The organism is Psychrobacter sp. M17(2026), assembly GCF_055699815.1.
Genome location: NZ_CM146741.1, coordinates 1,494,598 through 1,519,671 on the forward strand (window position 1 = coordinate 1,494,598; position 25,074 = coordinate 1,519,671).

The window sequence follows — 25,074 nt, forward strand, 5'->3', positions numbered from 1 at the left end:
GCCAGCTCAGGTCTAGGTGAGGAGATGGCACGACTATTCGCTAAACTTGGCTATAATCTGGCAATTTGTGCGCGACGTACGGATCGCTTAGAGCAGCTCACAATCGAGCTGACAGACAGTTATCCTACTATTCGGGTGGAATATAAAGCCTTAGATGTTAGTGATTACGATGCTATATTTAAAGTATTTAAGGCTTTCAAAGCGGACTTTGGGCAAATTGATCGCATAATTGTCAACGCAGGCGTCGGTGAGAGTCGCCGTATCGGTAAAGGTCGGTTTGAGACCAATCGCCGCACCGCTGAGATTAATTTTGTGTCAGCGTTAGCACAGTGTGAAGCAGGTATGCAGATATTCCGCGCGCAAAATAGTGGGCATCTGGTAGTGATATCGAGCATGTCAGCCATGCGCGGCTTGCCTAAACACATGACCACTTATGGCGCTACTAAAGCAGGTTTAGCGCATTTAGCTGAGGGTATCCGTGCGGATATGTTGCTTACTAACTTGCCGATTAAAGTATCAACTATCTATCCAGGTTATATCCGTACTGAGATCAATACGAATGCTAAGCCGTTACCATTCGAAGTAGATGTCGATACGGGCACCAAAGCGATTGTTGCTGCGATCGAAGCTGAGGTTGATGAAGCTTGCGTACCAAGCTTGCCGTGGTCGATAGTCGGTCAAGCAATGAAGCATTTACCTTTGAGTGTAGTCAATAAGATCAGTTAATTTGATGAGACTCTTATTAACCCGTATTTGTCAGTTAAAATTTATCAAACAATATAAAGCCCTTTAAACTAATCATAGCTTAAAGGGCTTATTCAATAATTTTATAGTGCTTTTGGCAATGTTGCTCTAAGATAATGCTGATAGCTGATAAAATAAAAATGGCTATCAGCATTATTTATTAGCATGATTGGCAATCGCTTGTGTAGTCATAGCGTGCAGCTTTGATGGTACGCGAATCGGTCTAATTGGAGCAACATTTGTCATAGTGGTGGGAGCATCTCCTATTTGCTCTGATGCATGACTAGAATTGGAGGTTTCAGGCTGCACTTGGTTTTGTACGCAAGCGATCACGATTCTAGCACTGCTTAGTAGAGTATCAGTAGGCTTAACAGCAGCGGCTGAATCGGCATCTTTAGCCTTGCGATGAATGCTTTGATAAAAGATAATGCTGGCAGGTTTTAGCTCCACTTTATCGATACGTGTTTCAATGATCTCATCGAGTAAGATGGCTTTACGATAATTTAATTCGGCCTGAGAGACGACAAAGTGCTGCACTTGACCATTATCCGCTTGCAGGAAATAACCATTGAGTCCAATTTTCGTAAACCAATCACGGCGAGCATTCTCAAAAAACACTAAATGATTGGCATGGTAGACTATGCCGCCTGCATCAGTATGATTGATATAGATGTGATATTCTGTTGCAAATAGAGGCGTAGTTACGCTAGCGACTGTATCGCTACTTGCATTGTTACTGGTATCATTGTTTGTATGGTTAGAGATCATATCATTGCCTGATAAATTTTTAGTGTTTGTAAGTCGTTTATAACGGTTCAAGATGCTGATTAAACTTAGCGTTTGTAAACCTAGCGGCTGTAGAATAGCTACTTTAGCGTAACGGTCAAAGTTGAGCAATACTTAGACCATTTTAGGTCTGTTATTGTAGGTTAGTAAAGAACCCGTCTCAGTTCAAGACATCAGCTCAATACGTCATCTCAACACGTCCTAAAGAGCGTCAACAAGGTTGTAGATATATCTTGTAATAGATCCAACCCTCAAATAATAATAGGTTAAACAATGGCTTGTTTTGTTAGTTTTAATATCAATGGTATTCGCGCCCGTCAGCATCAGCTGGAAGCCGTACGTGACATAATCGATCCCGATGTCATGGGTCTACAAGAAACCAAAGTCCATGATGATCAGTTTCCACTCAGCGATGTCGAATCACTAGGATATCACGTGGAATACTTTGGTCAAAAAGCGCATTATGGGGTAGCACTGGTATCAAAGATTGCACCGATATTTGTACAAAAAGGCTTTCCTGGTGAAGACGCGGAGGCGCAAAAACGCTTTATTCATGCGCGTTACTTATTAGGTGGTCGTGAAATTGATGTGCTTAATGGTTATTTTCCACAAGGTGAAAGCCAAGACCATCCCACTAAATATCCTATGAAACGCGCTTATTATGCTGATTTAATGACTTATATTGATACTCTCAAAGCTGAGGGGCGCTCATTGATTGTTATGGGTGATATGAATATTGCCCCAGAGGACATCGATATCGGTATAGGTGAGGCTAATGTCAAGCGCTGGCTCAAAAATGGTAAGACCTCGTTCTTGCCAGAGGAGCGCGAATGGTACGAGGCGCTGATGTCACGCGATCTTATTGATACTTATCGTCAGCATTATCCTGATAGCCAGGAGTTGTATAGCTGGTTTGACTATCGCAGCCGCGGCTTCAACGATGAGCCTAAGCGCGGTATGCGTATTGATCATATCTTATGTACGCCCGATTTAACGGATCACTGTGTTGACGCAAGTATCAGCTACGAGCTACGCGCTATGGAAAAGCCTTCTGATCATGCACCGATTTGGTCAACTTTCGATTTAAGCAAGTAACCGTTTGAGTGTTTTAACCATTGAATAATAAAATGGTAAAAATATAGGCTTTTTAAAACAGAGTTTTTGAATATCTATAACCATAAATAAGGACTCATTATGGCAGTCGGCAACATTGCAGTACCAGATACTATTTATCCTATCGATGGGATTACGCTTAGTGCTACGGCAGCGGGTGTGCGCTACAAAGATCGTAATGACTTAGTGCTCATTAAGATAGCAGACAGTGCTACCACAGCAGTAGTCACCACTAAGAACACCTTTTGTGCTGCGCCAGTGCGAGTACTACGCACGCATTTTGATCAAGCAAGTCCGCGCTACTTAGTTATTAACACTGGCAATGCGAATGCGGGTACGGGCGCTGATGGTTTGCGCCGTGCCACTGATATCTGTACTGAGCTGGCAAGCAAAGCGGGCATTGATGTCCGTTCAGTTCTGCCGTTCTCAACGGGCGTAATTGGTGAGCCACTAAATAGTGAAGCGATAATCACAGGCTTAGATCATGCCTTGACACAGCTCAAGTCAGATAATTGGCTGGCGGCAGCAGACGGTATTCGTACTACCGACACTGTCCCTAAAGTTGCTAGCCAAAAGCTCGATATTGCTGGTAATAGTACTGCTCAGAGTGGCAGCTACCATATCACTGGCATCTCCAAAGGCTCAGGGATGATACGCCCTAATATGGCCACTATGCTTGGGTTTGTGGCGACTGATGCTAATATTACCGCTGATCTGTTACCAAAGATGCTCAGCGCTATTAATGAGAAATCCTTTAATCGGATTACTGTTGATGGTGATACTTCTACCAATGACTGCTGTGTGTTAATAGCAACAGGCACTGCAAGTACAGAGCTTATTGACAGCACCGATCATCCGCATTATCAGCCATTATTTGATGCTTTAAGCGCCGTGTTTATGCGTTTGGCGCAACTGATCGTTCGTGACGGTGAAGGCGCTACTAAGTTTATGACGGTCAAAGTGACAGGTGGCAAGACGACTCAGGAATGCTGTGATGTGGCTTACGCTGTCGCTCACTCGCCATTGGTTAAGACGGCGTTTTTTGCCAGCGATGCCAATTGGGGTCGTATATTAGCAGCAGTTGGTTATGCAGGTATAGATGATCTGGACACTGAGCAAGTCGATGTGTCGCTCAATGAGGTCTTAATTTGTCAAAACGGCATGGTTGCACCAAGCTATACTGAGGTGGCTGGCAAGGAGGTGATGAGTCTTCCTGAGATTACTATACACATAGAGTTAGCGCGAGGAGAGGCTAACGATACGGTTTATACTTGTGATTTATCTTATGATTATGTCAAAATAAATGCAGATTATCGTAGCTAATCAACAGCTTATCAGATAATTGTATTTTAACGGTTTATCCAGCGGTCATAAACTAGTATTTATATAGTAATAACGGTAGTATTGAACAGATAGAATCTAATTTATGACTGTTGCAAACTTTGACGTATAATTACAAAGCAGTTATAGAGTGTAAGGTTTTATGCGTTTTATAATGAGCGCCAGTACAACAATAAAGTATTTTAACTGAGGATAATTTAATGAAAAAATTAGCAATTGCAGCATTAGCATCAACTTTCGCATTAGCAGGTTGTTCTACTATGGGCCTTGATGATGAGCGCTCTATGGTCGTTGATGGTCAGCCAGTCAATGTAAAAGTCGTTAACATCTCAAGCTTCGAAGTAGAAGTAGCTCCACGTAAAGCTATTTGCGAGTACACTGCTAACGACGGTAACCGTGTTGAAGCTGAGTGCCTACAGTATCGTCAAACCTTTAATAAGAACTACAATACGCTTAATGGCAACATTCAAGGTTTTTCTTATGAGCCAAACTACCGTTATATCTTAGACCTACGTCAAGAAGCAGTAGCTGATGAAGCATCTGGTATGGTTAAGCCTGTATGGATCTTGAATGAAGTTATCTCAAAAACTGCTGAGTAACTTAGTTAAACAGGTAATTAGTTAGATGGATAGATAGTTTTTATTGAGCTATTTAAAGCCGCTTACAGTAATAAGCAAATAGTGATAAGCAAAAGCCTCTAAAATATTAGAGGCTTTTTTGTATTTATAAATTGTATTTGTGGATTATCAGCCATGAGCTGGCATGATTAACACTGACTGTATTTGACGCTCACCCCTTGTGATGCGGTAGGAATACGATTATCAGCGTAGACCGCCAATCCGCCACGTGAGGTTTCTTTATAATTATCCAGCATATCAGCACCCGTTTGCTTCATGGTTTCGACTACTTTATCGAATGATACAAAATGCTGACCATCACCACGACAAGCAAGGCGAGCGGCATTAATGGCTTTGACTGCACCCATAGCATTACGCTCAATACAAGGCACTTGCACTAAACCGCCAACAGGATCACAAGTTAGTCCTAGGTTATGTTCAATGCCAATCTCAGCGGCGTTGAGACACTGAGCAGGGTCACCACCCATAATCTCAGCTAGAGCCGAGGCGGCCATTGCACAGGCAGAGCCGACTTCACCTTGACAACCGACCTCAGCACCAGATATTGAGGCGTTCTGTTTAATCAAACTGCCGATAGCGGTTGAATTGAGCAAAAACTTACGGGCGCCGTCCGTGCTATAGCTGGCTAGAAAGTCGCGATAATAATGCATTACTGCTGGGATAATACCAGCTGCGCCATTAGTCGGAGCGGTGACCACATTGCCGCCATTGGCGTTTTCTTCATTGACCGCTAATGCATATAGATCGACCCAGTCCATAGCGGCAAGCTTATCACTTATAGTGCTTGGCTGATCTTTTTCATCACAAAGTTGCAGGTATAGCGCTTGGGCACGGCGCTTGACATCAAGACCTCCTGGCAGAATACCACCGTTTTGACAACCACGAGTGACACAATCTTGCATCGCCTCCCAAATAGAATCCAAATAAGCGAAAACCTCGTCTTTATCACGATAGTGACACTCATTAGCCAATACCAGCTCACTGACACTCAATCGATGTATGCGGCATTGCTCAAGTAGCTCTGCTGCAGTATTAAAAGGGTGGGGGATAGAACCAATGGAGGGAGCGGCACTATCTTCATCAGGATTATTGGCATCAGCATCATTAATAACGAAGCCACCGCCCACTGAATAATAAGTTTGCTGATAGCGAGTACCATCAGTTAATATCGCGCAGATAGTCATAGCATTAGGATGATAGGGTAGTACCGTATCACCGTACCACTGAATATCACGCTCAGTATTGAACGCGACACTATGCTCACCTGCTAAAGACAATTGTTTATCAGAAAATATAGGCGTGAGGTACTGACTGGTCAAACGAGTATCAATAGTGCTTGGCGCGTGTCCTAGCAGCCCAAGTAGTATTGCCGTGTCAGTAGCATGACCTTTGCCCGTAGCCGCTAGCGAGCCATATAACTCAACTTCGATAGCAGTGACATCGCTCAGCGCTGCACGCTTGCGTAGGGAGGCTAAAAATAAGTTAGCGGCGATCATAGGGCCCACAGTATGTGAGCTTGATGGGCCAACACCGATCTTAAATAAATCAAAGACACTGATCATAATAAATCATCCATGATGAGTTAAAAAAATCGTAATAATAAAAGATGCTATATGTGATATCTACCTTTGATATCTAAAGCACTTAATGTTTATAACGACTTTCTTATCATTTTTAATTGAGTTTCGAATTTTGAGCTTAAGTTTTAGATTGAAAATACTATTGAAATGGTAAGCGGATTAGAACTATAAAAAGTGAGTCAGTATTTTGTTTAGAAATAAGTAAGCTTGCCAGTCTAGTAGACCTTTGTGGTTCAACAGGTATAGCAATAAACGCTTTTTTTTAGTATTAAATTCCGTTATGATGCACAGCATCGTTTCCAATGTAACATTCTGTAAAGGCATGAATATCGTAAGCTCTGTAGCAAGCCTGCATTATAACCAATTAGTTTGATAATAACCTATGATTATCTATTGTATATACAGCCTACAGTCATAACTAAGAGCTGTCATTCCATAATAGAAATAACTCGTTGCCTATAATTTCAAAGGTATTATATCAGTCCTATGTCCGAAATAGACCAAAAGGAACCAGCGCGTATGACCTCACCCTCAGAGCATTCTTCAGCAGATAATCCCATAGATAACAACTCACCTAATGCATTACATAATGCTGGTGTTGATACCGCTTCACTGAGCTATTCAGACAATCCAGACTTTGAAAACGGTCGCTGGTTCCCGACATGGCGACCTTTTAAAGGTGATTTGGATCGTAATCCAGTAGGGATTAATGAATATCTACCCGCTGGTAAGAGTTTCTTGCTAGGTGTACAGCATACCTTTGCTATGTTTGGCGCAACAGTGCTTGCGCCATTATTGATGGGCTTTGATCCTAATCTGGCGATCCTTATGTCAGGCATCTGTACGGTGATGTTTTTTGTGATCACAGGTGGCCGTATGCCCAGCTACTTGGGGTCGAGCTTTGCTTTTATTGGTCCTGTGATTGCAGTGACTGCCTATGCAGGTGTGGGTTTTAATAGCAATCTTGATGTCGCTTTAGGCGGTATTATGGTCTGCGGTATTATTTATGCGTTAGTAGGCTTATTGGTGGTTAAGACGGGGACGGGCTGGATTGAGCGCTTGATGCCGCCTATTGTTACAGGTGCTATTGTGATGATTATCGGCTTGAACTTAGCGCCAGTGACCATTCAAGGCGTGTCTGCCAATCAGTTCGATGCTTGGATGGCGGCCTTTACGGTGCTGCTCATCAGTGGTGTGGCAGTGTTTACTCGTGGTATGCTCAGACGCTTGCTATTACTGGTCGGTTTGATACTGTCTTATGTGGTTTATTATATCGTCACCAATCTGTTAGGATTTGGCGTACCGATTGATTTTAGTAGTGTCGCAGCAGCGTCATGGTTCGGTCTCCCTAGCATCCACACCCCACGTTTTGAGATGAGCGCTATTATCTTAATTGCACCTGTGGCCTTTATTTTGATCGCCGAAAACTTGGGGCATTTTAAGGCGGTTGAGGGTATGACCAAAGCTCGTGTGACCCCTTATATGGGTCGGGCGTTTTTTGCTGATGGGTTAGCGACGACGTTTTCGGCGGGCTTTGGCGGTACGGGCGTGACCACTTACGCTGAGAATATCGGGGTAATGGCAGTTACTAAAGTCTATAGCACAACTATCTTTGTCATCGCAGGTATTGTTGCTATTGCTTTAGGATTATCGCCTAAGTTTGGCGCTATTATCCAGACTATTCCACCAGCGTTATTAGGCGGCGCCTCTATCGTAGTCTTTGGTCTAATCGCTATCGCTGGGGCAAAAATTTGGTTTGATAGTCATATCGACTTTAGCAAGAACAGTAATCTCATTATTGCAGCGGTCACTGTGATTATGGGAACGGGGAACTTTAGCTTGCATTTAGGCGGCTTTGACTTAGGTGGTATCGGTACGGCAACGCTTACCGCCATCGTGCTCAATGCTTTATTTAATCTTCAAAAAGATTGATTTTTTGCATAGTGTAAGCCAGTATTTACGCTAACTAAAGACAGCTTAAATCTGATTGGATTTAAGCTGTCTTTAGTTTAAAAGTCATTTTGATCAATAGCTTATTTATAATGACGCTTATAAAATTTGGCAAAAAATCGATAACGGCCTAAGGCACGCGGTTTGGGTTTCAGCGATGCTAAGAAAATAGCAGCCATGGTCAAAATAGCGCCCGCCCATTGCAAGGTATTAATAGGCTTATCCAGCCAGCTATAATCAATAATGAGTGCAGCAATCGGCTCAGTGAGCAATAATAGACCAACCATAGTAAGCGATAGTTTAGGTATTGAGTAGGCAATCAAGCCCCATGCCAAGCACTGCATTATCGCACCATAGACTACTATCCAACCCACTTGTGACCAAGTCGCAGGCATGATGGCGCCTTGATCAAAGATCAGCATTGGAACTACCATTGCCAGTACTCCACCGATGCTAACCAGCTGCATTAAGATAAATATGGAGGTGGGCTCAGTATCATGGGTCTTACGGATAAAGGTCATTGATGCCGCTAGCATAGCACCTGAAACAATACCCGCTACAAACCCCCAAGTCGCATCGGTATTTTGCGCAAATTCAGGACTACCAATTAGTGCCACACCGAAAAGCGCCATACAAAGACTCAGTAGCTGTAAAATAGACTGGCGTTCATTAAAGTATAAAAACCCAATCGCCGCTAAAAAGAAGATCTGTAAGCTGTTGAGTAGCGTTGAGATACCAGGGCCGACTGCATGAATACTCTCATGCCAAAGCGCTAAGTCTAGACCCAAAAACGCGCCTGATAATAAGCCATAAACAATAGCGCGACGCGAACGAGGCAGGCGTTGCCCCATCATCTTAGCTAGTATAGTAAAAATTATTCCTGAAACCGCCAGACGCCAAAAAGACATGGCCCAACTGCCAATAGCGACATGAGCAACAATTAGGCTACCCAAACCAAAAATAATACAACCGATAGCTAAGCCAATAGCAGCGGAGGGTGAAGGATTATCAGCCATAAAGTACTCTAAGCTTTTTGAACAAACGACAAGTGTAAACCTTATTACTCCTTAAATGAAGACTTGCGGATTTTCTTTATTTTATAACCACAATGAATTCATTCAAAGCTTACCGTTATTTTCATAGAATGCATCTATTCACAGAATGGAGCTATAGGTTAGCCGCGCTATTTGCTAAGCTAACCCCTAGATGATTCAATGACTCTTATATTCAGCAATTTACCCGTACCAAGCTTAGGTTTTACTATGATTCAACGTCACTTATCTCAAGAACCTCGTCAATCAATACAGCAATTACCAAGCGCAAAGCTAGTGCCTATAACCTTAGCTTTATTCGCTGTGCTATTCACTCTGTCAAGTGCCCAAGCGGCTAGCTGTAAGATCCCTAAAAGCTACTATAAAAACGTCGCTTGCAGCTCAAGCAGTGGCTATTACTTAGCGAGCAAAGACTTTGGTGCGCCCGTAGCTTTGATAGATTCTAAAGGTAAGCCTGTTGTTGATTTATTGCGTTATCAAAAGGTCGCAGCTGATAAAATAGCGAGCGGTCTAATACCCGTGCAGCGTAATGGCCGCGTCGGTTACATAAATATGCAAGGCCGCGAAGTCATCCCTACGATGTATGATGCTCTGCGAGAGTCAGGAGGCTGGGCACGAGCGGTAAGCGACGGGCGCATTATCGTCAAAAAAGACGGTAATTATGGGGTTATAAACACTAGTGGTAAGATAATCGTGCCTTTTTCATCAGGCTTTAGCGATATTGATAATTATCGTAGTGGTATTACACAAGTACGCAAAAACAAAGCAACTAGCTGGTTGAATAAAAATGGTGATACTGTAAGTGATCCCAATGGCGCTCCTAATAGTGCTACTAAAGTCACTGCTAAAACTGATCCTGATAAAAAGGTCTCTACCGTACAACCAGCAACAAAACCTGCCACCTTTACTACGCTACAGCCTGCTCAGCAAGACGGCAAATGGGGTTTTGTCGATGAGAAAAATACCATTATGATTACCTACTCATTTGATGAAGTCAGACCTTTCTCTGAGGGCTTAGCAGCAGTGCGAATAGAGGATAATTGGGGGTTTGTCAACTTAGGCGGCGAGTTAGTCATTCCCTTTAACTTTGCAGACAATACTGCCACCACTGTGAACAGTGAGTCTATGTTTGTGTTTAAAGAGGATAAAGCGTGGACGGGTACGCTTGAAAGTGGTGATAAAGTATGTATCGATAAAAAGGGAAATATTACCGATTGCGATATTGTAAAAGCACTTGATAAAAATGACAGCAATTTGCCTAATAACACTAGCGAAATCAGCGAAATCAGCGAAATCAGCGAAATCAGCGAAATCAGCGAAATCGGTGAGATTAACGAAGTCAGTGAGATTAAACCAACTAACGAAGTCAATGAGACCCAAGAGGTGAGAGAAATCAGCGCTCCTAGCTCTGTCAAAGAATTGGGCAACATTACGACTACTTCTGTCGTGTCCAAAATAACACTCACTACTCCAAAACCTGACTCTGTTATAACGCTAAAGCCTGCCAAGCAAGATGGCAAATGGGGATTCATTGATGAGCAAAAGGCTGTTGTGATTGCTTACGCATTCGATGAAGTGCGACCCTTCTCAGAAGGCTTAGCTGGGGTACGCGTTGATGATAAATGGGGCTTTATTGACCTAAAAGGTGAGTTCGTTATTCCATTAAGTTTTGTGCATGATACGGTGCAGAGTAATGAAAATTTTGATGATATGTTTTTATTTAACAACGAAAAAGCGTGGATAGGTAGTCTGCAAAATGCTGACAAACTATGTATCAGTAAAGAGGGCAATAAGGTTAGCTGTGAGTAAAAGTACAGTGATAAAAAAACGGATAGTGATCACTATCCGTTTTTTATGTTAAGTACTAAATTTGCATAATTTTTAATCTAATAAATGCTTGCTGATCAAGTCAACTAAATAGGGCTGATAGTAGCCTGGAATATCATGTGCCATGCCCTCTATCAAGTAGAACTTAGCCTTGGGTATAGTCTTAGCGACCACGCGTCCTTGTGATGCAGGCAGCAGCCCATCAGCGCTACCATGAATGACGATAGTGGGTGCTTTGACTTGCTTGCTAAAGCGGGCGATAGAGCCTGAGGATAAAATAGCATTGAGCTGTTGTACCGTGCCTAGTGGATGAAAATTGCGTTGGTAACGCAATTTAGCAATCTCACGCACGGTACGAACATTGACATGCCCTGGCGTACCGACCGTTTTCATAAACCATACGCTATGACGAACAATATCGCGCTCAGAATGGCTCTCAGGTCTATTGATTAAAGTATAAAGCTGCTTAGGGCGCGGTGGTTTTAAAAAGGCGCGATTAGTCGTAGTGAACATCAATACCATTCTATTGACCAAACTTGGATAGCGAGCCGCGACGATCTGCGCGATCATTCCGCCCATCGAAGCGCCTAGTAAATGCGTGCTTTTTAAATTTAGCGCCTTAATCAAGCGCACCGTATCCTCTGCCATATCGGTCAAGTTATAAGCCACTTGTGCTGCTTTATTGGACAGCCCTGTTTGCAGACGTAGCATCATTTTTAGCTGACTGACACGCGGTAGACCCTCGATCTGTACTTTTGAAGATAGACCAATATCACGATTATCAAAACGAATGATAAAAAATCCAGCATTAATAAGACGTTTGATAAAGTCATCTGGCCAAAATATCATTTGTGAGCCCAGACCCATTACCATCAACAATGGCGGATTATTTGGATTACCACCAGCCTCGACACACAGCTTGATATTATCGCCGATGTCGATCATCGCTTGTTGCAAATGCTCGCTAAGATCTGATGCGCGCCAGTGATGCGCGCCAAAACGCTCCCATTCAGGTGTCGGGTAGTTGACCGCGTTTTCAGTACTAACGTTCTCAGTACTAACGTTCTCAGTAATAGAGTTGGCAGTTAGGTTTGGCTTATTGGGTTGGGTCATGATCTCTCCTGCTCACAGTGTCATCGACTTAAACTTCCATCATCTCAAAATCTAATTTGCCAACACCACACTCAGGACAAGTCCAATCATCAGGGATGTCATCCCATGCTGTACCAGGTGCGATACCCTCTTCAGGGCAGCCAAGCGCTTCATCATAGATCCAGCCACAGACAATACATTCATAACGTTTCATATATAATTCTACCTATTATTACTATTGTTGCTTGCAATATGTGTCTTAAAATATTTCTGATACCATATTACATTGGAAATTATAGAGCACAAGTTATTATATTGTGCGTTCAAAACGGCGTAGTTTAGCATATAACCGATCTATACTGGGTTAAGTTTACACTTGTATATTGAAAGTATAGCGTATTTTTATGAGCGCTTGCTAACAGACTACGAGTTTTATCTTATTCAAATAGTGACAAAGCTTTATCGGCTTTGTAGGGTATGAGGTGACGGATAAAACAGGAGTCAAGATAGCCCGTATGTTATGATAGTCGACGCTAGTTTTTGATAGCAATTCATTAACTAAATATCCAAATACCTAACTACAATGAGAGCAAGATGAATACTGGGCACCCCTTTTGGCAAGTGATTCGTACCGTACCAGATTTTCCTATAACCGGTATCGATTTTTATGATATTACGCCTTTACTGCGTAGTCACGTTAATGAAGTCATCGATGCGATGTTGGCTACATTACCAGTAGGGCTCATGGACGAGGTGGATTGCTTAGGCGCGGTTGAAGCGCGCGGCTTTGTATTTGCAAGTCTGCTGGCAGGACGACTAGGTAAAGGTATGATATTGCTGCGTAAACCTGGTAAGCTGCCGCCACCAGTCGCTAATAAAGCTTATGCGCTAGAGTATGGTAAGGATACCCTTGAGATGCAAAATAATTTGCCTCCTGAGCGCGTGCTGTTAGTCGATGATATCTTAGCAACAGGTGGTACGCTGACCACTGCTTATGAGCTGTGCAAATCTGCTGAGCATACGGTGGTTGGGGCGTTGGTGTTACTGGACTTAGTTGACCTACATGGTGAGTTTCCAGTGCCTGTTTATACCGTACTTAAAGCTTAGATGAAAATTCAGATGATCTGCTAGTTTTAAAACTATTTAGTGAAACGTCCAATCATATTTTATCAAAAAGCGCTCCAATTATTGTATCAGAGCGCTTTTTTAAAGTAATACCCTTCACAAAAAACTAGAATAGGCGTAAGGTACATAAAGTGCACCCTACAAAAAGTTAAAATAAAAATTACTTATTTGCAATAAAAATTACAGTGCTAAAGAAACTGACGATAAGCCAGCGTACTCAGTGCCTTTAGACAGTACATATCGCTTGTTAGTTTCGCCATCGGTCAAGAATCCGCCAAAGGTTTGTGACACGGCGCTGAATAAAATAATACTAACGGCACTTAGCGCCTCTTCAGCCAGTACGTCAGTATGTAGCAGCTCTCTTGCGTGAGCAACGCTGATAACCGCGCAGCTTTCATTTTCACTCAAACGTGGGTTCTTCTCTTCGTTATAGTTCTTATAACAAAAAGCGATTGAGATATATTCTTCAGAGCCTGCCAGCTGTGCTAAGAATGATTTATCGATATGATTGACCGCTTCAATGCATCTCACTGCTGGCTGCTTTTTTAGTGGCTTTAGACGTTTGCTATGGACGATGTGAATAAACACTTCTTGCTGAGGTTGTTTAGATTTTGACTTTAACATTGAGTATCCTTTTCAATTGAAAAAGGGGTGAGCAAATTGCTAAACCCTGATGATTAGTAATAACATTATATAATAATATGTTGACCAATTAGTCAGGTATTTTATTTAAAGTAAATAAAAAAAGCTGGGTTTTTTAACCCAGCTTACAAATAGTTCTAACACGTCCTAGTTAGTAGCAAATCTAACTAACGAATAGCCGCCAACGTTTGCGCCAATTCATCACGCGCGCCTATAAAGCCGTCGATGCCTTTGGGAAGTAAGTTTTGAGTGACTTTATCTTGCTGATAGGCATCGTTAAACTGCTCATGAGTCAAGCTTACCTTGTTTAAGTCATCTGTAGCCATTGAGATATTAGGCGATAACTGGCGAGTAACCTCAGTATCCATAGCAGCCAGCTCATCAATGAGATTGGGTGCGATAGTCAATAAGTCACAACCTGCCAGCGCCAGTATTTGCTCAACTGAGCGAAAGCTGGCGCCCATAACTTGGGTCTTATAATCATGCTGCTTGTAATATTGATAGATAAGCTTGACTGACTGCACACCCATATCATCGGTAACAGGTACATTCTGGCGATTCTGTTGACGCTTTTGCCAGTCTAAGATGCGACCGACAAAAGGAGATATCAGAGTCACACCCGCATCGGCACAAGCAATGGCTTGATGCTGACCGAATAACAATGTCAGATTGCAGTGAATGTTTTGAGTCTCTAAATAACGCGCTGCCTCTATCCCTTGCCAAGTCGCTGCCATTTTTATCAGTACGCGCTCTGAGTCGATACCTGCTTTGGCATAAGCGTCCATAAACTCCAGCGCTTTATCGATGGTCGCCTGAGTATCATAAGACAAGCGTGCATCGACTTCGGTAGACACACGGCCCTCAATCAACGCCAAGATATCACGGCCAATCTGAATGGTGAGTGCATCAATCACGGCATCGACGTCGCCTTTATGGCGGTTCATCATATCAGCTAGCATCGCTTGATTATCAGGCTCGATAAGCGCTTTGGTAATTAGGCTTGGATTGGTGGTAGCATCCTGAGGTTTGAGTCGGGCAATGGCGGCGAGGTCACCTGTATCGGCAACAATAGTAGTCATAGTGTGAAGCTGCTGTAGAGCACTCATTGCATATCCTTGAAATTAATTTAGAATGAACATTGTTATTCGTTGTTCGTTGCAAGTTTGACAAAGGTTTGAGAGAATATCTTGAAACTTTACCATAGTTTGACCTTGAATTTCGCTGACAATATCAACTTGAACCTTAAATGAATTAATTTGAAGCAATTTAGCCCATTTAGTTTATTTTCACATGGGCACTCAGCATAGTTTTTGCTATAGTAGGGCGACAGTTTAATTAGCTACTACTGTTTGATATACCGTCAATGCTGTCATCAAAAAATCAGCAAAGCAGACGATTATAATAGATTATTAAAAATACTTATTAAGAATAAAATAGTAGAAACAATAAGGATAGGCGCTAATGAGCGAGCAACCAGCAAACAACAATGATTTAATCAGCAATCAAACGAATATAGACGCTAGTGAAAACAGTCAAGGCACAACAGACCAAGCGTTCTTAAGCAAATTGCGTCAAAGTATCGATGCCGTTGACAGTGAAATTCATACGCTGATTAATAATCGAGCTAAGTTAGCCCAGCAAGTGGCAACCGTCAAAAAAGAGCAAGTGGCTCTTAACAATGACAACGCTTCAACAAAAGATCCTATTTTTTATCGTCCAGAGCGTGAAGCGCAGGTGCTCAAAGCGGTTATGGCTCGTAATGTCGGTCCTATCTCAGATGAGAAAATGGCGCGTCTATTTCGAGAGATTATGTCGGTCTGCTTAGATCTAGAAGCGCCGCAGCGTATTGCCTTTTTAGGTCCCTTGGGAACATTCACCCACGCGGCTGCACTAAAGCATTTTGGTAAAGCGGCTGATACGATGCCGCTTAATACGATTACTGATGTCTTTCGTGAAGTGGAAGCAGGCACGGCTATGTACGGCGTCGTGCCAGTAGAGAATTCTTCAGAGGGCGTGGTCAATCATACTTTAGATGGATTTTTATCCTCAAGTCTCAAAATTATCGGTGAAGTTGAGCTGCCTATTCATCAGAACTTCTTAGTGGCTGAGCATACTAAGCTTGATAGCATCAGTCGTATCTACTCGCATCAGCAGTCGCTTGCGCAATGTCGTCATTGGCTCGATGTCAATTATCCCAATGTTGAGCGTGTTGCAGTATCAAGCAATGGAGAGGCGGCGCGTCGCCTCAAAAACGAATGGCATTCGGCTGCTATCGCAGGCGACGTTGCTGTCGCTGAATATGATCTGCACAAGCTATATAAGAATATTGAGGACAACCCGAGCAATACCACGCGCTTCTTGATTATCGGTCATGAGGCTATTGCGCCATCGGGTCAAGACAAGACCTCTATTGTAGTCTCAGCCCATGATAAGGCGGGTGCTTTAATTGAAATACTAAAGCCGTTATCCTATCACGGGGTATCGATGACTAGCATCGAGACCCGTCCTGAGCGTCCTAATAAATGGGCTTATGTGTTCTTTATTGATATGGATGGCCATATCCAAGATGCTAATGTCAGCGCTGCTATTGCCGATATTCGCCCGTTAGTGAAGGATGTGCGTATATTAGGCTCTTATCCTAAAGCGGTACTATGATTTCAAAGTGCTGTGATTTCAAAGTGCTGTGATTTCAAAGTGCTATGATTTCAAAGTGCTATGATTTTAATGGGTTATGGTTTTAAAGTGCCATAACTTAAAAATACAGTGAACCCGTTTAAGCCGTTTTCACTATTTAACGCATTGCGATTCTATATAAATATTTTTTACCAATAATAGATGGGTAATACCTCTAAGGATAACTCATGCAGTCCTCTCAAGAGCTTGATTTGGCACGCCTAGCACCTGCTTACGATAGTATTCTACAGCTAGCGCCTTATCAAACGGGTAAGCCTGTAGAAGAATTAACGCGTGAATATGGGGTGTCAGATGTGGTCAAGCTGGCCAGCAATGAGAACCCAATAGGCTGCTCGCCATACGTGACGCTCGCGATTACGGAGCAATTGACTCAGCTGGCGCGTTATCCAGATGGTAATGGTTATTATCTTAAACAAGCCTTATCTGATTTTAATAATATTAATATCGATTGCATTACCTTGGGTAATGGCTCTGATGACTTGCTCGATATTTTGGCACGTAGCTTTGTGGGCTGCGATGATGCGATTGTCTATAGTCAATATGCCTTTGTGGTCTATTCTATGCTAGCCAAAATACAAGGCGCAACAGGCATTGAAGTACCCGCGCAGCGCTTTGGACATGATCTAAATGCTATGCGTCAGGCAGTCTTAGACAATACTAATACCAAGCTGGTCTTTATCGCGAATCCCAATAATCCAACAGGTACTGGACTTGAGAGTGAAGCAATACGTGAGTTTATTGCCAGCATGCCAGCTTCGGTGTTGGTAATATTGGACGAAGCTTATATTGAGTACAGCCCTGAGACCAATAATCGCACGTTATTAGATGAGTTTGATAACTTAGTTATAGTGCGTACCTTCTCTAAGGCTTATGGGCTGGCAGGTCTACGTATTGGCTATGCGCTAAGCTCTGCACCAGTAGCGGATTTACTCAACCGTGTGCGTCAGCCGTTCAATGTCAGTCGCATTGGTTTGGCCGCGGCCGCTGCGGCATTGGCTGATCAAGATTTTATCGCGCAAACTCGTAAAGTAAATGAGAGTCAAATGCGCTGGCTTAATAAGCAGTTTGACGCGCTGGGACTGGCGTTTGTAAAGTCGCATGCCAACTTTATAATGGTTGAAATAGAAGACGCTGTAGCTATCTATCAAGCACTCCTTGAGCAAGGGGTCATCGTGCGCCCACTAACAGGCTATGGCTTGCCTAATTGGTTACGTATTACCGTGGGCTTAGCAGAAGACAATACGCGCCTGATCGATACCCTACGTTCTATATTGGTTAATGATTAATGGATAAGCAAAGCTTTAATACGCCCGTTACTTATAATACTAGTAATCCTAGTTTTAAAAGCCATTTGAAAACTGAGCCGCTGTTTCAACAAGTCTGTGTTATCGGCTTAGGACTGATTGGCGCAAGCATGGCGCAAGCTATTAGAGACAATCAGCTAAGTCTGAGAATAGTCGCAGTTGATAGACACCAGCCAAGCATTGAAGCTGCTATAGAGCAAGGATTGTTAGACGCAGGCAGTAGCGAATTAAGTGCAGTCGTTGCTGGTAGTGATCTCATAATCATCGCAACACCGGTGCAAGCCGTGCCAGTGATATTTGACGCTATCAAGTCAGCAATGGATAGCGGACAATTAGCTGCTGACTGTATTATTAGTGATGTCTGTAGCACTAAAGTCAATGTCATTGAAGCGGCTCAGCAGGTGTTTGCAGATTTGCCTGTAGGCCTTCCCATAGGCTTAGTGCCAGCACATCCGATTGCTGGCGCAGAGGATTCAGGGTATCATGCTCGGCGCAGTACTTTATTCATCAATCACAGCGTCATTATTTGTGAGTTGCCAACGACCACGCTCACTGCTATCACTAAGCTGCGTCAGCTATGGGAGGCGATAGGGGCGACGGTAATATCGATGAATGCTGAGCATCACGATTCGATACTCGCGCATACCAGTCATTTGCCGCACCTATTAGCGTTTAATTTAGTGGATCAACTGGCAAGCCACGATGATAATTTAGATATGTTTCGCTATGCTGCTGGTGGGTTTCGTGACTTTACCCGTATTGCCGCTAGTGACCCTAAGATGTGGCATGATATATTCTTTGCCAATCAGACCTCGATAGTTAGTGCTCTTGATGAGTACAGCGATTATCTTACCAATATACGTACCCTTATTATTAATAAGGATTCAACCGCCCTGATGGGGCTTTTGGGCCGCGCGCAAGCCGCACGGCGACATTTTGGCCATATGTTAGCCAGCACTCCTTATACGGATATCTCTGCTATGTCAGCTTCTTATATTATCTCGCCCAAAAATAATAACAGCAATACAGTTTCTGGCGTTATCTCCATTCCTGGCGATAAATCTATTTCTCATCGCAGCATTATGCTAGGTAGCTTAGCGACAGGCGTGACTCAAGTAACGGGCTTCTTAGAAGGTGAAGATGCCTTGGCAACACTGCAAGCCTTTCGCGATATGGGGGTCACTATTGAAGGCCCTGATAAAGGTAAGCTAACCATTCATGGTGTCGGCATGAATGGCTTGAAGCCTAGCAAAACGCCTATCTATATGGGTAACTCAGGCACTAGTATGCGTCTGCTAGCAGGTATATTAGCGGCACAAAATTTTGATAGTGTATTAACAGGTGACACCAGCTTAAATAAGCGCCCAATGGAGCGTATTGCCGCGCCACTGCGTCAAATGGGTGCGGTAATTCAAAGCACAGGCACGAAAGGCACCTCACCACTTAGTATCACGGGTCGTGATAAAGTCGGTCAACCCTTACAAGGTATAGATTATGAGATGCCAGTGGCCTCGGCTCAAATCAAATCTTGTCTATTGCTAGCAGGGTTATGGGCGCAAGGGACGACTACCGTCACTCAGCCTGAGATCAGTCGCGATCATACTGAGCGTATGCTCAGCGCGTTTGGCTACCCTGTGCATGTTGATGGCAATCGCATCAGCGTTGAGGGCGGCGGTCAGCTGACGGGCGGCGATATCGCGGTGCCTGCTGATATCTCATCGGCCGCGTTCTTCATGGTAGCGGCAGCTATCAGTCAAGATAGCGAGCTAACTTTAACGCAAGTTGGTATCAATCCCACGCGTACGGGTGTCATCGATATTCTTAAGCTGATGCAAGCAGACATTACCCTTAGTAATAAAACTTATGTTGGCGAAGAACCCGTTGCTGATATTACTATTCGCTCATCAAACCTAGTCGGTATCAAGATTCCAGAGTCGCTAGTGCCGTTAGCGATTGACGAGTTTCCAGTGCTGTTTATTGCGGCTAGCTGTGCAAAAGGCCGTACTGTGCTGACAGGCGCAAAAGAGCTACGCGTTAAAGAGTCAGATCGTATTGCAGTGATGGCAGAAGGCTTGCAAACTTTAGGTGTAGAGTGCACCGTTACCGAAGATGGTATGATCATTGAAGGTAGGGGTAGCGCAGGCAGTAAAGATGGCGCGAACAGTAAACAGGTGAACAATAGCCAGCCTGTATTTGGTGGTGGTCACATCACCTCGCATCATGATCATCGTATCGCTATGAGCTTTACCGTGGCCAGTCTGCGCGCATCAGAACAAATCATCATCGAAGGTGTTGAAACGGTTAATACCAGTTTTCCTGGATTTGCGGAACTGGCCAATCAAATCGGTATGGCGATAGAAGTGGATAATGGTGTCAAGCCAGAATAAAACTATTAATGTCGAGTTGTTAGACCACTAGTTTTTAGGTAAGCTAGCCTATTATCAAGTTTTAGCAATGCGTCAGAATTTATATATTCTGACGCATTGCTTTTTTATTTTAAGCGCAAGAGCGCTCTTTGCTCAAAAAAGTTGTTGTCCTATGACTACCCAAAACGTTGTCAAAAAACCAGTCGTCCCTATCAAGACCACTCAGCGTGGTATCTTTACCGCGCTTATTGCTTTTTCTATTTGGGGTGCATTTCCTTTATATTTTAAACAACTATCGACTTATAACGCGACTGAAATTATTGGTCATCGTATTGTTTGGACGTTTTTATGTTTATTAGTAGTGCTTGTGGTGACTAAGCGCTGGCAATGGATTAGCACCTTAAAACAAAATCCAAAATGGATCGCGCTCACTTTTTTATCAGGGCTGATTATCGCGGTTAACTGGCTCACTTATGTATGGGCGGTCAATAGCGATCAGATACTAGAGGCCAGTTTGGGCTATTTTATTGGCCCACTTGTCGGCGTCGCGCTATCAATGATCTTGTTTAAAGAGCGTATGCGCACACTGCAATGGGTGGCAATTGGCTTTGCATTACTATCCGTAGTGATTCAGGTGGTAATGCTCGGTAGTTTGCCATGGGTGTCTTTAATTCTGGCCTTTAGTTTTAGCACTTACGGCACTATTCAACGGCAAACGCCATTGACCGCAGTTGACGCGATGTTTGTCGAGACGACGATGCTATTACCGATATGCTTGTGGTGGTTCTGGCAAGCAGATGTAGCAAGCTCCCAGCTTAGCTTTTGGGTCAGCTCCAATATTTGGCTATTAATGCTGGCAGGTCCGATTACTTTGATACCGCTACTGCTGTTTAATAAGTCTACTAAGCTAGTGGCTTATAGTATTCTTAGCTTTATGAATTATCTAACGCCGACCTTTATTTTCTTTTTGGCGGTATTCTATTACAAAGAGCCGTTCGACCTGCACCGATTAATGGTATTTGGTCTGATATGGTTCGGTCTGTTATTATTCAGCATTGATCTATGGCGTCATCGCCCAAGTAAAATGTTAAAGACAGCAAAGCTAGATAAAACGACTAAATAGTAATACTAAAAACAAATAGGGATTAGAACATGTTTAATATTGAAGCTGACGTAGTGTTTGTCAAAAGTCTAAAAGTTGAAGCAGTAATAGGGGTCTTTGCTTGGGAGCGCGCGATTACTCAGCCAATCTTAATAGATATTGCTCTAGAAACTGATATTACTAAAGCCGCGCAATCAGACGATGTAGCGGATGCACTAAGTTATAAAGAGGTCTGCGATGATGTTGATGCTTGGTGTAAAGAGCTAAAGGCTGAGCTGTTAGAGCATTTAGCCGTCGAGCTTATGAATAGATTATTTGCTAATTATAATTGTCAAAAAATCACCTTGAGCGTTGCCAAGCCAACCGCTATTGTCGAAGCCGACGCTGTAGGTATTCAAATCACTCGCTATGCAAAAGCTGTTGATAAATCTAATGAATGACACCTCTTATGACAAACAAAACTTAGTAATAGAAAATGTATATGGTTTAGAACGGCAAACCTTTGAGCAGCTACATGCGCAAATGGTCACGGCAGTAGTGTTAGCGCTAGGGAGCAATTATCAAGCCGAGCAGCATTTAGCTACTGTGCACGAAAAACTTGCTGAGTTGGGCAAGGTAAAGCTATCGACAGCTTTCTTAAATCCTGATATTACTGCCACACTAGCTCAGCCAAAACCTGATTATATTAACCAGTGTGTATGTCTAGCTTTAGAATCGTCAATGACATTGCAGCAATTACAGCAGCGACTTAAACAGTTTGAAAACGACTGTGATAGGCAGCGCCAAGCTGATCCTAACGCACTTCAGCAAGTTACAATGGATATCGATATTTTATTAGTAAGATTAGAAGGTGATAGCGAGTGGAGAGTTATGGCTGAACGTTATCCGTTTAAGGCGCATGAGATGGCTGGGGTGGTTGAGTTGGCGGCTGAGGTTTTAAGATGATTAGAGCAAAAGATAAGTCTAATAAAAGCTATGTATATATTTATTATATTTACGAAGCTTACAACTATTCATTAAATAAGGTTTGTACCTATTACTTATCTAGTTGTGATAGTTATACTGGGTTATTAGTATTGAAAGAAGACGAAATAGAAGATTTAGAAATTTTAGTTGATAATTACATACGCATAGCTGAGTTTCAACCTTCTGCTGGTCAAAAAGATTTGATACATCCTGTGCTTTATCACTTTTTAGAAGATGATTGGCAAATTTATGAGGGTATCGTAGAGGGAGTCGAAGAAGCATGGTTGAAGTTTGAAAAGGAATTAAATCATAGACCATAATAAAAATTAGACCACAGGGTTAAAAACCCAGCTTACGAACTGCTAATACCTATAAAACAAAACCTACTGTTTCAATACTATAATTTGGATGGCGGGTTACGCTTGAGCTAACCCACCCTACATCTCATAAATTTTACAAGCTTGTATCTGAGTCTTTTTACCTAAGCGCGCTGCTCATCCGCCATAACTTGATAAGGTAAAGTAAATACCTTGTCAAAGATTAAGGTAAAAATAAAAGTATAGATTAAGAAGAACAGCAGCAAGGCTGACTCCATGATAAAGGCTTCATACAATCCCACACCGTACCAAAACATATACAGTGGCAAGCAGAGCAAGAATAATCCACCCTCAAATATTAGAGCATGGATAACGCGAATCATTAGAGTGCGTTTTGGATTACCGCGCCGTTGCTCCCACGCCTCAAATAGGGTATTAAAAATAAAGTTCCAGATAACCGCAGCCGCTGAAACCATGACAGCAACAGGCAGTGACTGAGCGGCATCACTACCGCTTAACAGCATCAGAATCGATGTTGCCGAAATAATGGCTACTATCTCAAATATGACTACATAAATGATTCTACGTTTGATAGGACTTAAAGTAATCAAAATAGTCTCTATTTCTCTTCTGTGCCCGCTGCATCCATATCGCTGTCACCAATGACATCTAAATCTTTTAGACATAATTTATCATAGTCTTTTTTACAGAAATCAGGATCGAGCTTGCACATAGCATCTTGCAGCTGATCAAGGCGATTTTCTGACTGCTGGATATGCTCAAGCATCTTAGCAAAGGCTTCTGCCACTGGATCTTGTGAAGATTGCTCGATACCATAGGCCTGAAAAGTTGAAGCTCGTGTTGAGCTGGTTTTTTTAGTCGCTTTGATCTCTTTTGCCGTTTTAACGATTGGATTGCCTTTTTCGTCATGATGATCCGATATCATACGCGCGGCGTCGCCAATCATAGTCGCGCCAGCAGGAACAGGCTTTACCACTACCGCGTTAGAACCAATTTTGGCGCCTTTACCAACGGTAAAAGGCCCGAGAACTTTTGCGCCAGCACCAACGATGACGCCATCTTCTAGAGTAGGATGACGCTTACCATTATTCCAAGATACACCGCCTAAAGTGACACCATGATATAGCGTTACGTCATTGCCAATCTCAGCGGTCTCGCCGATGACGACACCGACACCGTGATCGATAAAGAAGCGTTTGCCAATTTTGGCAGCAGGGTGAATCTCAATGCTAGTCAGCGCCCGCGAGCCATAAGAGACGATGCGTGCAGAGAGTTTATACTCACGTTGCCAAAGATAGTGTGCACCCCGATGCAAAACAAGGGCATGAATACCAGGGTAGGTCAGTATCACCTCTAGGCTATTACGCGCAGCAGGGTCACGAGTAAAGACGGCTTCGATATCTTCTTTGAGATCTTTTTTTATGCGAGAAAGTGATTTGAATAAAGAGGCTGGCGATGGCATAGCACGTCCTATCGTATTTTGATTATAGTCTATTAAGTTATAGCAGTTTTGGTCTCTAAAATATAGCTATGAGTTATAAATAAAAGCAGTTTAGAGATTAAAATCAGGGCCTGATGAATATTCAACAGACCCCGATTTTTACTTAAAGGTATATTTTTTTAGGTATAGTTATAAGGTACTTTTTATACTGCTACCTAAATTGCGCCTTTACGATACAGCTTAGCTATCACTTACGGTATATTTTAGTAGCTCAACCACTTGCTCTGGCGTTTGTGCCCATGCCATTGCTGCCGCGTCTACCTCTTTTAGCGGGTGGATAATATCTTCTGCGTGTAAAGTGATATAAGGCTTACCTAATGCAGCGCAAGAGCCTGCGTCAAATGCGGCATTCCACTGCTTGTATTTATCACCAAAACGAATAATCGCAATATCACATTTTTGAATCAGGTTTTTGGTACGAATTGAGTTGACCTTTGAAGACTGATGATCACGCCAAAATTGATTGTCATTTTCGCCTAATAGGTCACCAGCTGCATCGCTAGCTTCGTGTTCAGTCACCGCTGAGCTAAAAGTAATAGGCAGATTGTGCTCTTTAGCGCCTTGCATGATCTTTTGACGCCAATCAGTATGTATCTCTCCAGATAAATAGACATTCCAGTTCATAAGTCATTCCTTTTCATTATTTGAGATTAAGTATTCAAGATCAATATTTAAAATGAGTATCAAATTCGCTTTGTAGGATAGCTATTGCTGGTGTTACATCATTTAAGATATAAAATAAGATAGGTTGCGTGCGCTAGTATATAGCTAGAGCTAGTGATATAAAAAGCTTAGGTTGTTCGCATAAGGTGTATTGTTAAGATGTGGCTTGTCTCAAAAGTGCAACCTGCAAAGTAGTTCAGCTGGTTCAACGCGGAGGTGCTAAAGGCAAGTATCCAGCAAATTCGTACAG

General features: G+C 42.8%; 24 protein-coding genes. 14 read left to right on the plus strand and 10 right to left on the minus strand.

The annotated features are described in order from the left end of the window. Positions 1-24: 24 nt before the first annotated feature. Positions 25-726: an SDR family oxidoreductase gene (locus tag ACR63T_RS06375; protein WP_472785248.1), complete on the plus strand. Its 702-nt coding sequence runs from the start codon at positions 25-27 to the stop codon at positions 724-726. A 171-nt stretch (positions 727-897) separates the two neighbouring features. On the opposite strand, the gene ACR63T_RS06380 is transcribed toward ACR63T_RS06375, so the two are convergent. Further along, entirely contained in the window at positions 898-1,512 is a 615-nt protein-coding gene (locus ACR63T_RS06380) for a thioesterase family protein (protein ID WP_472785139.1), read from the minus strand. Positions 1,513-1,803: 291 nt separating this feature from the next. Here ACR63T_RS06380 and xthA point away from each other — a divergent pair, with 291 nt between their 5' ends. From xthA to ACR63T_RS06395, 3 genes are all read left to right on the plus strand, one after another. After that, positions 1,804-2,625: an exodeoxyribonuclease III gene (xthA, locus tag ACR63T_RS06385; RefSeq protein ID WP_472785140.1), complete on the plus strand. Its 822-nt coding sequence runs from the start codon at positions 1,804-1,806 to the stop codon at positions 2,623-2,625. A 99-nt stretch (positions 2,626-2,724) separates the two neighbouring features. After that, complete coding sequence (gene argJ, locus ACR63T_RS06390; protein WP_305900163.1) at positions 2,725-3,966, plus strand: bifunctional glutamate N-acetyltransferase/amino-acid acetyltransferase ArgJ; 1,242 nt, start codon at positions 2,725-2,727, stop codon at positions 3,964-3,966. Between the two features lie 218 nt (positions 3,967-4,184). Continuing rightward, positions 4,185-4,583 carry a DUF4377 domain-containing protein gene (locus ACR63T_RS06395; RefSeq protein ID WP_201573289.1) on the plus strand — a complete coding sequence of 133 codons (399 nt, stop codon included), beginning with the start codon at positions 4,185-4,187 and terminating at the stop codon, positions 4,581-4,583. Between the two features lie 167 nt (positions 4,584-4,750). Here ACR63T_RS06395 and ACR63T_RS06400 read toward each other — a convergent pair whose 3' ends face one another. Next, the gene (locus tag ACR63T_RS06400) at positions 4,751-6,184 is read right to left on the minus strand and encodes an L-serine ammonia-lyase (protein WP_472785141.1); all 1,434 of its coding nucleotides are present in this window, start codon (positions 6,182-6,184) and stop codon (positions 4,751-4,753) included. Between the two features lie 537 nt (positions 6,185-6,721). On the opposite strand from ACR63T_RS06400, the gene ACR63T_RS06405 reads away from it, so the two are divergent. Then, positions 6,722-8,134, plus strand: coding sequence for a solute carrier family 23 protein (locus ACR63T_RS06405; RefSeq protein WP_305900166.1), 1,413 nt, complete (start codon positions 6,722-6,724; stop codon positions 8,132-8,134). A gap of 101 nt (positions 8,135-8,235) precedes the next feature. On the opposite strand, the gene ACR63T_RS06410 is transcribed toward ACR63T_RS06405, so the two are convergent. Continuing rightward, entirely contained in the window at positions 8,236-9,168 is a 933-nt protein-coding gene (locus ACR63T_RS06410) for a DMT family transporter (protein WP_472785142.1), read from the minus strand. Between the two features lie 246 nt (positions 9,169-9,414). Here ACR63T_RS06410 and ACR63T_RS06415 point away from each other — a divergent pair, with 246 nt between their 5' ends. Beyond that, positions 9,415-11,013: a WG repeat-containing protein gene (locus ACR63T_RS06415; protein WP_472785143.1), complete on the plus strand. Its 1,599-nt coding sequence runs from the start codon at positions 9,415-9,417 to the stop codon at positions 11,011-11,013. A 72-nt stretch (positions 11,014-11,085) separates the two neighbouring features. On the opposite strand, the gene ACR63T_RS06420 is transcribed toward ACR63T_RS06415, so the two are convergent. Both ACR63T_RS06420 and ACR63T_RS06425 read right to left on the minus strand, forming a co-directional pair. After that, on the minus strand, positions 11,086-12,144 hold the full coding sequence (locus ACR63T_RS06420; protein ID WP_472785144.1) for an alpha/beta fold hydrolase: 1,059 nt from the start codon (positions 12,142-12,144) through the stop codon (positions 11,086-11,088). A gap of 28 nt (positions 12,145-12,172) precedes the next feature. After that, positions 12,173-12,337 (minus strand): rubredoxin, encoded by a 165-nt coding sequence (locus tag ACR63T_RS06425; protein WP_201573299.1) that lies wholly within the window; start codon positions 12,335-12,337, stop codon positions 12,173-12,175. A gap of 380 nt (positions 12,338-12,717) precedes the next feature. Between ACR63T_RS06425 and ACR63T_RS06430 the strand changes: the two genes are divergently transcribed. Further along, entirely contained in the window at positions 12,718-13,230 is a 513-nt protein-coding gene (locus tag ACR63T_RS06430; protein WP_472785145.1) for an adenine phosphoribosyltransferase, read from the plus strand. Between the two features lie 198 nt (positions 13,231-13,428). Here ACR63T_RS06430 and ACR63T_RS06435 read toward each other — a convergent pair whose 3' ends face one another. Continuing rightward, entirely contained in the window at positions 13,429-13,872 is a 444-nt protein-coding gene (locus ACR63T_RS06435) for a hypothetical protein (RefSeq protein ID WP_472785146.1), read from the minus strand. 185 nt (positions 13,873-14,057) lie between these two features. Continuing rightward, positions 14,058-14,996 carry a transaldolase gene (locus tag ACR63T_RS06440; protein WP_472785147.1) on the minus strand — a complete coding sequence of 313 codons (939 nt, stop codon included), beginning with the start codon at positions 14,994-14,996 and terminating at the stop codon, positions 14,058-14,060. A gap of 355 nt (positions 14,997-15,351) precedes the next feature. On the opposite strand from ACR63T_RS06440, the gene pheA reads away from it, so the two are divergent. The 7 genes from pheA to ACR63T_RS06475 all read left to right on the plus strand — a co-directional run bounded on the left by pheA (position 15,352) and on the right by ACR63T_RS06475 (position 22,642). Then, positions 15,352-16,545, plus strand: coding sequence for a prephenate dehydratase (pheA, locus tag ACR63T_RS06445; RefSeq protein WP_472785148.1), 1,194 nt, complete (start codon positions 15,352-15,354; stop codon positions 16,543-16,545). Positions 16,546-16,751: 206 nt separating this feature from the next. After that, entirely contained in the window at positions 16,752-17,870 is a 1,119-nt protein-coding gene (hisC, locus tag ACR63T_RS06450; RefSeq protein ID WP_472785149.1) for a histidinol-phosphate transaminase, read from the plus strand. A gap of 128 nt (positions 17,871-17,998) precedes the next feature. Then, positions 17,999-20,275 carry a bifunctional prephenate dehydrogenase/3-phosphoshikimate 1-carboxyvinyltransferase gene (locus ACR63T_RS06455; protein ID WP_472785249.1) on the plus strand — a complete coding sequence of 759 codons (2,277 nt, stop codon included), beginning with the start codon at positions 17,999-18,001 and terminating at the stop codon, positions 20,273-20,275. A 151-nt stretch (positions 20,276-20,426) separates the two neighbouring features. After that, on the plus strand, positions 20,427-21,377 hold the full coding sequence (gene rarD / locus ACR63T_RS06460; RefSeq protein WP_305900175.1) for an EamA family transporter RarD: 951 nt from the start codon (positions 20,427-20,429) through the stop codon (positions 21,375-21,377). 29 nt (positions 21,378-21,406) lie between these two features. Next, the gene (gene folB, locus ACR63T_RS06465; protein WP_472785150.1) at positions 21,407-21,796 is read left to right on the plus strand and encodes a dihydroneopterin aldolase; all 390 of its coding nucleotides are present in this window, start codon (positions 21,407-21,409) and stop codon (positions 21,794-21,796) included. Beyond that, positions 21,789-22,301, plus strand: a complete 513-nt coding sequence (locus tag ACR63T_RS06470) for a 2-amino-4-hydroxy-6-hydroxymethyldihydropteridine diphosphokinase (RefSeq protein WP_472785151.1) — start codon at positions 21,789-21,791, stop codon at positions 22,299-22,301. Before folB ends, ACR63T_RS06470 begins: the two co-directional genes overlap by 8 nt. Continuing rightward, positions 22,298-22,642, plus strand: a complete 345-nt coding sequence (locus ACR63T_RS06475) for a hypothetical protein (RefSeq protein ID WP_472785152.1) — start codon at positions 22,298-22,300, stop codon at positions 22,640-22,642. The genes ACR63T_RS06470 and ACR63T_RS06475 overlap by 4 nt, the downstream gene beginning before the upstream one ends. A gap of 161 nt (positions 22,643-22,803) precedes the next feature. On the opposite strand, the gene ACR63T_RS06480 is transcribed toward ACR63T_RS06475, so the two are convergent. The 3 genes from ACR63T_RS06480 to ACR63T_RS06490 form a co-directional block, all read right to left on the minus strand. Next, positions 22,804-23,250 (minus strand): PACE efflux transporter, encoded by a 447-nt coding sequence (locus tag ACR63T_RS06480; protein WP_472785153.1) that lies wholly within the window; start codon positions 23,248-23,250, stop codon positions 22,804-22,806. Between the two features lie 8 nt (positions 23,251-23,258). Then, on the minus strand, positions 23,259-24,122 hold the full coding sequence (gene cysE / locus ACR63T_RS06485) for a serine O-acetyltransferase (RefSeq protein WP_472785154.1): 864 nt from the start codon (positions 24,120-24,122) through the stop codon (positions 23,259-23,261). A gap of 219 nt (positions 24,123-24,341) precedes the next feature. Continuing rightward, on the minus strand, positions 24,342-24,785 hold the full coding sequence (locus ACR63T_RS06490; RefSeq protein ID WP_472785155.1) for a YtoQ family protein: 444 nt from the start codon (positions 24,783-24,785) through the stop codon (positions 24,342-24,344). Positions 24,786-25,074: the final 289 nt, after the last annotated feature.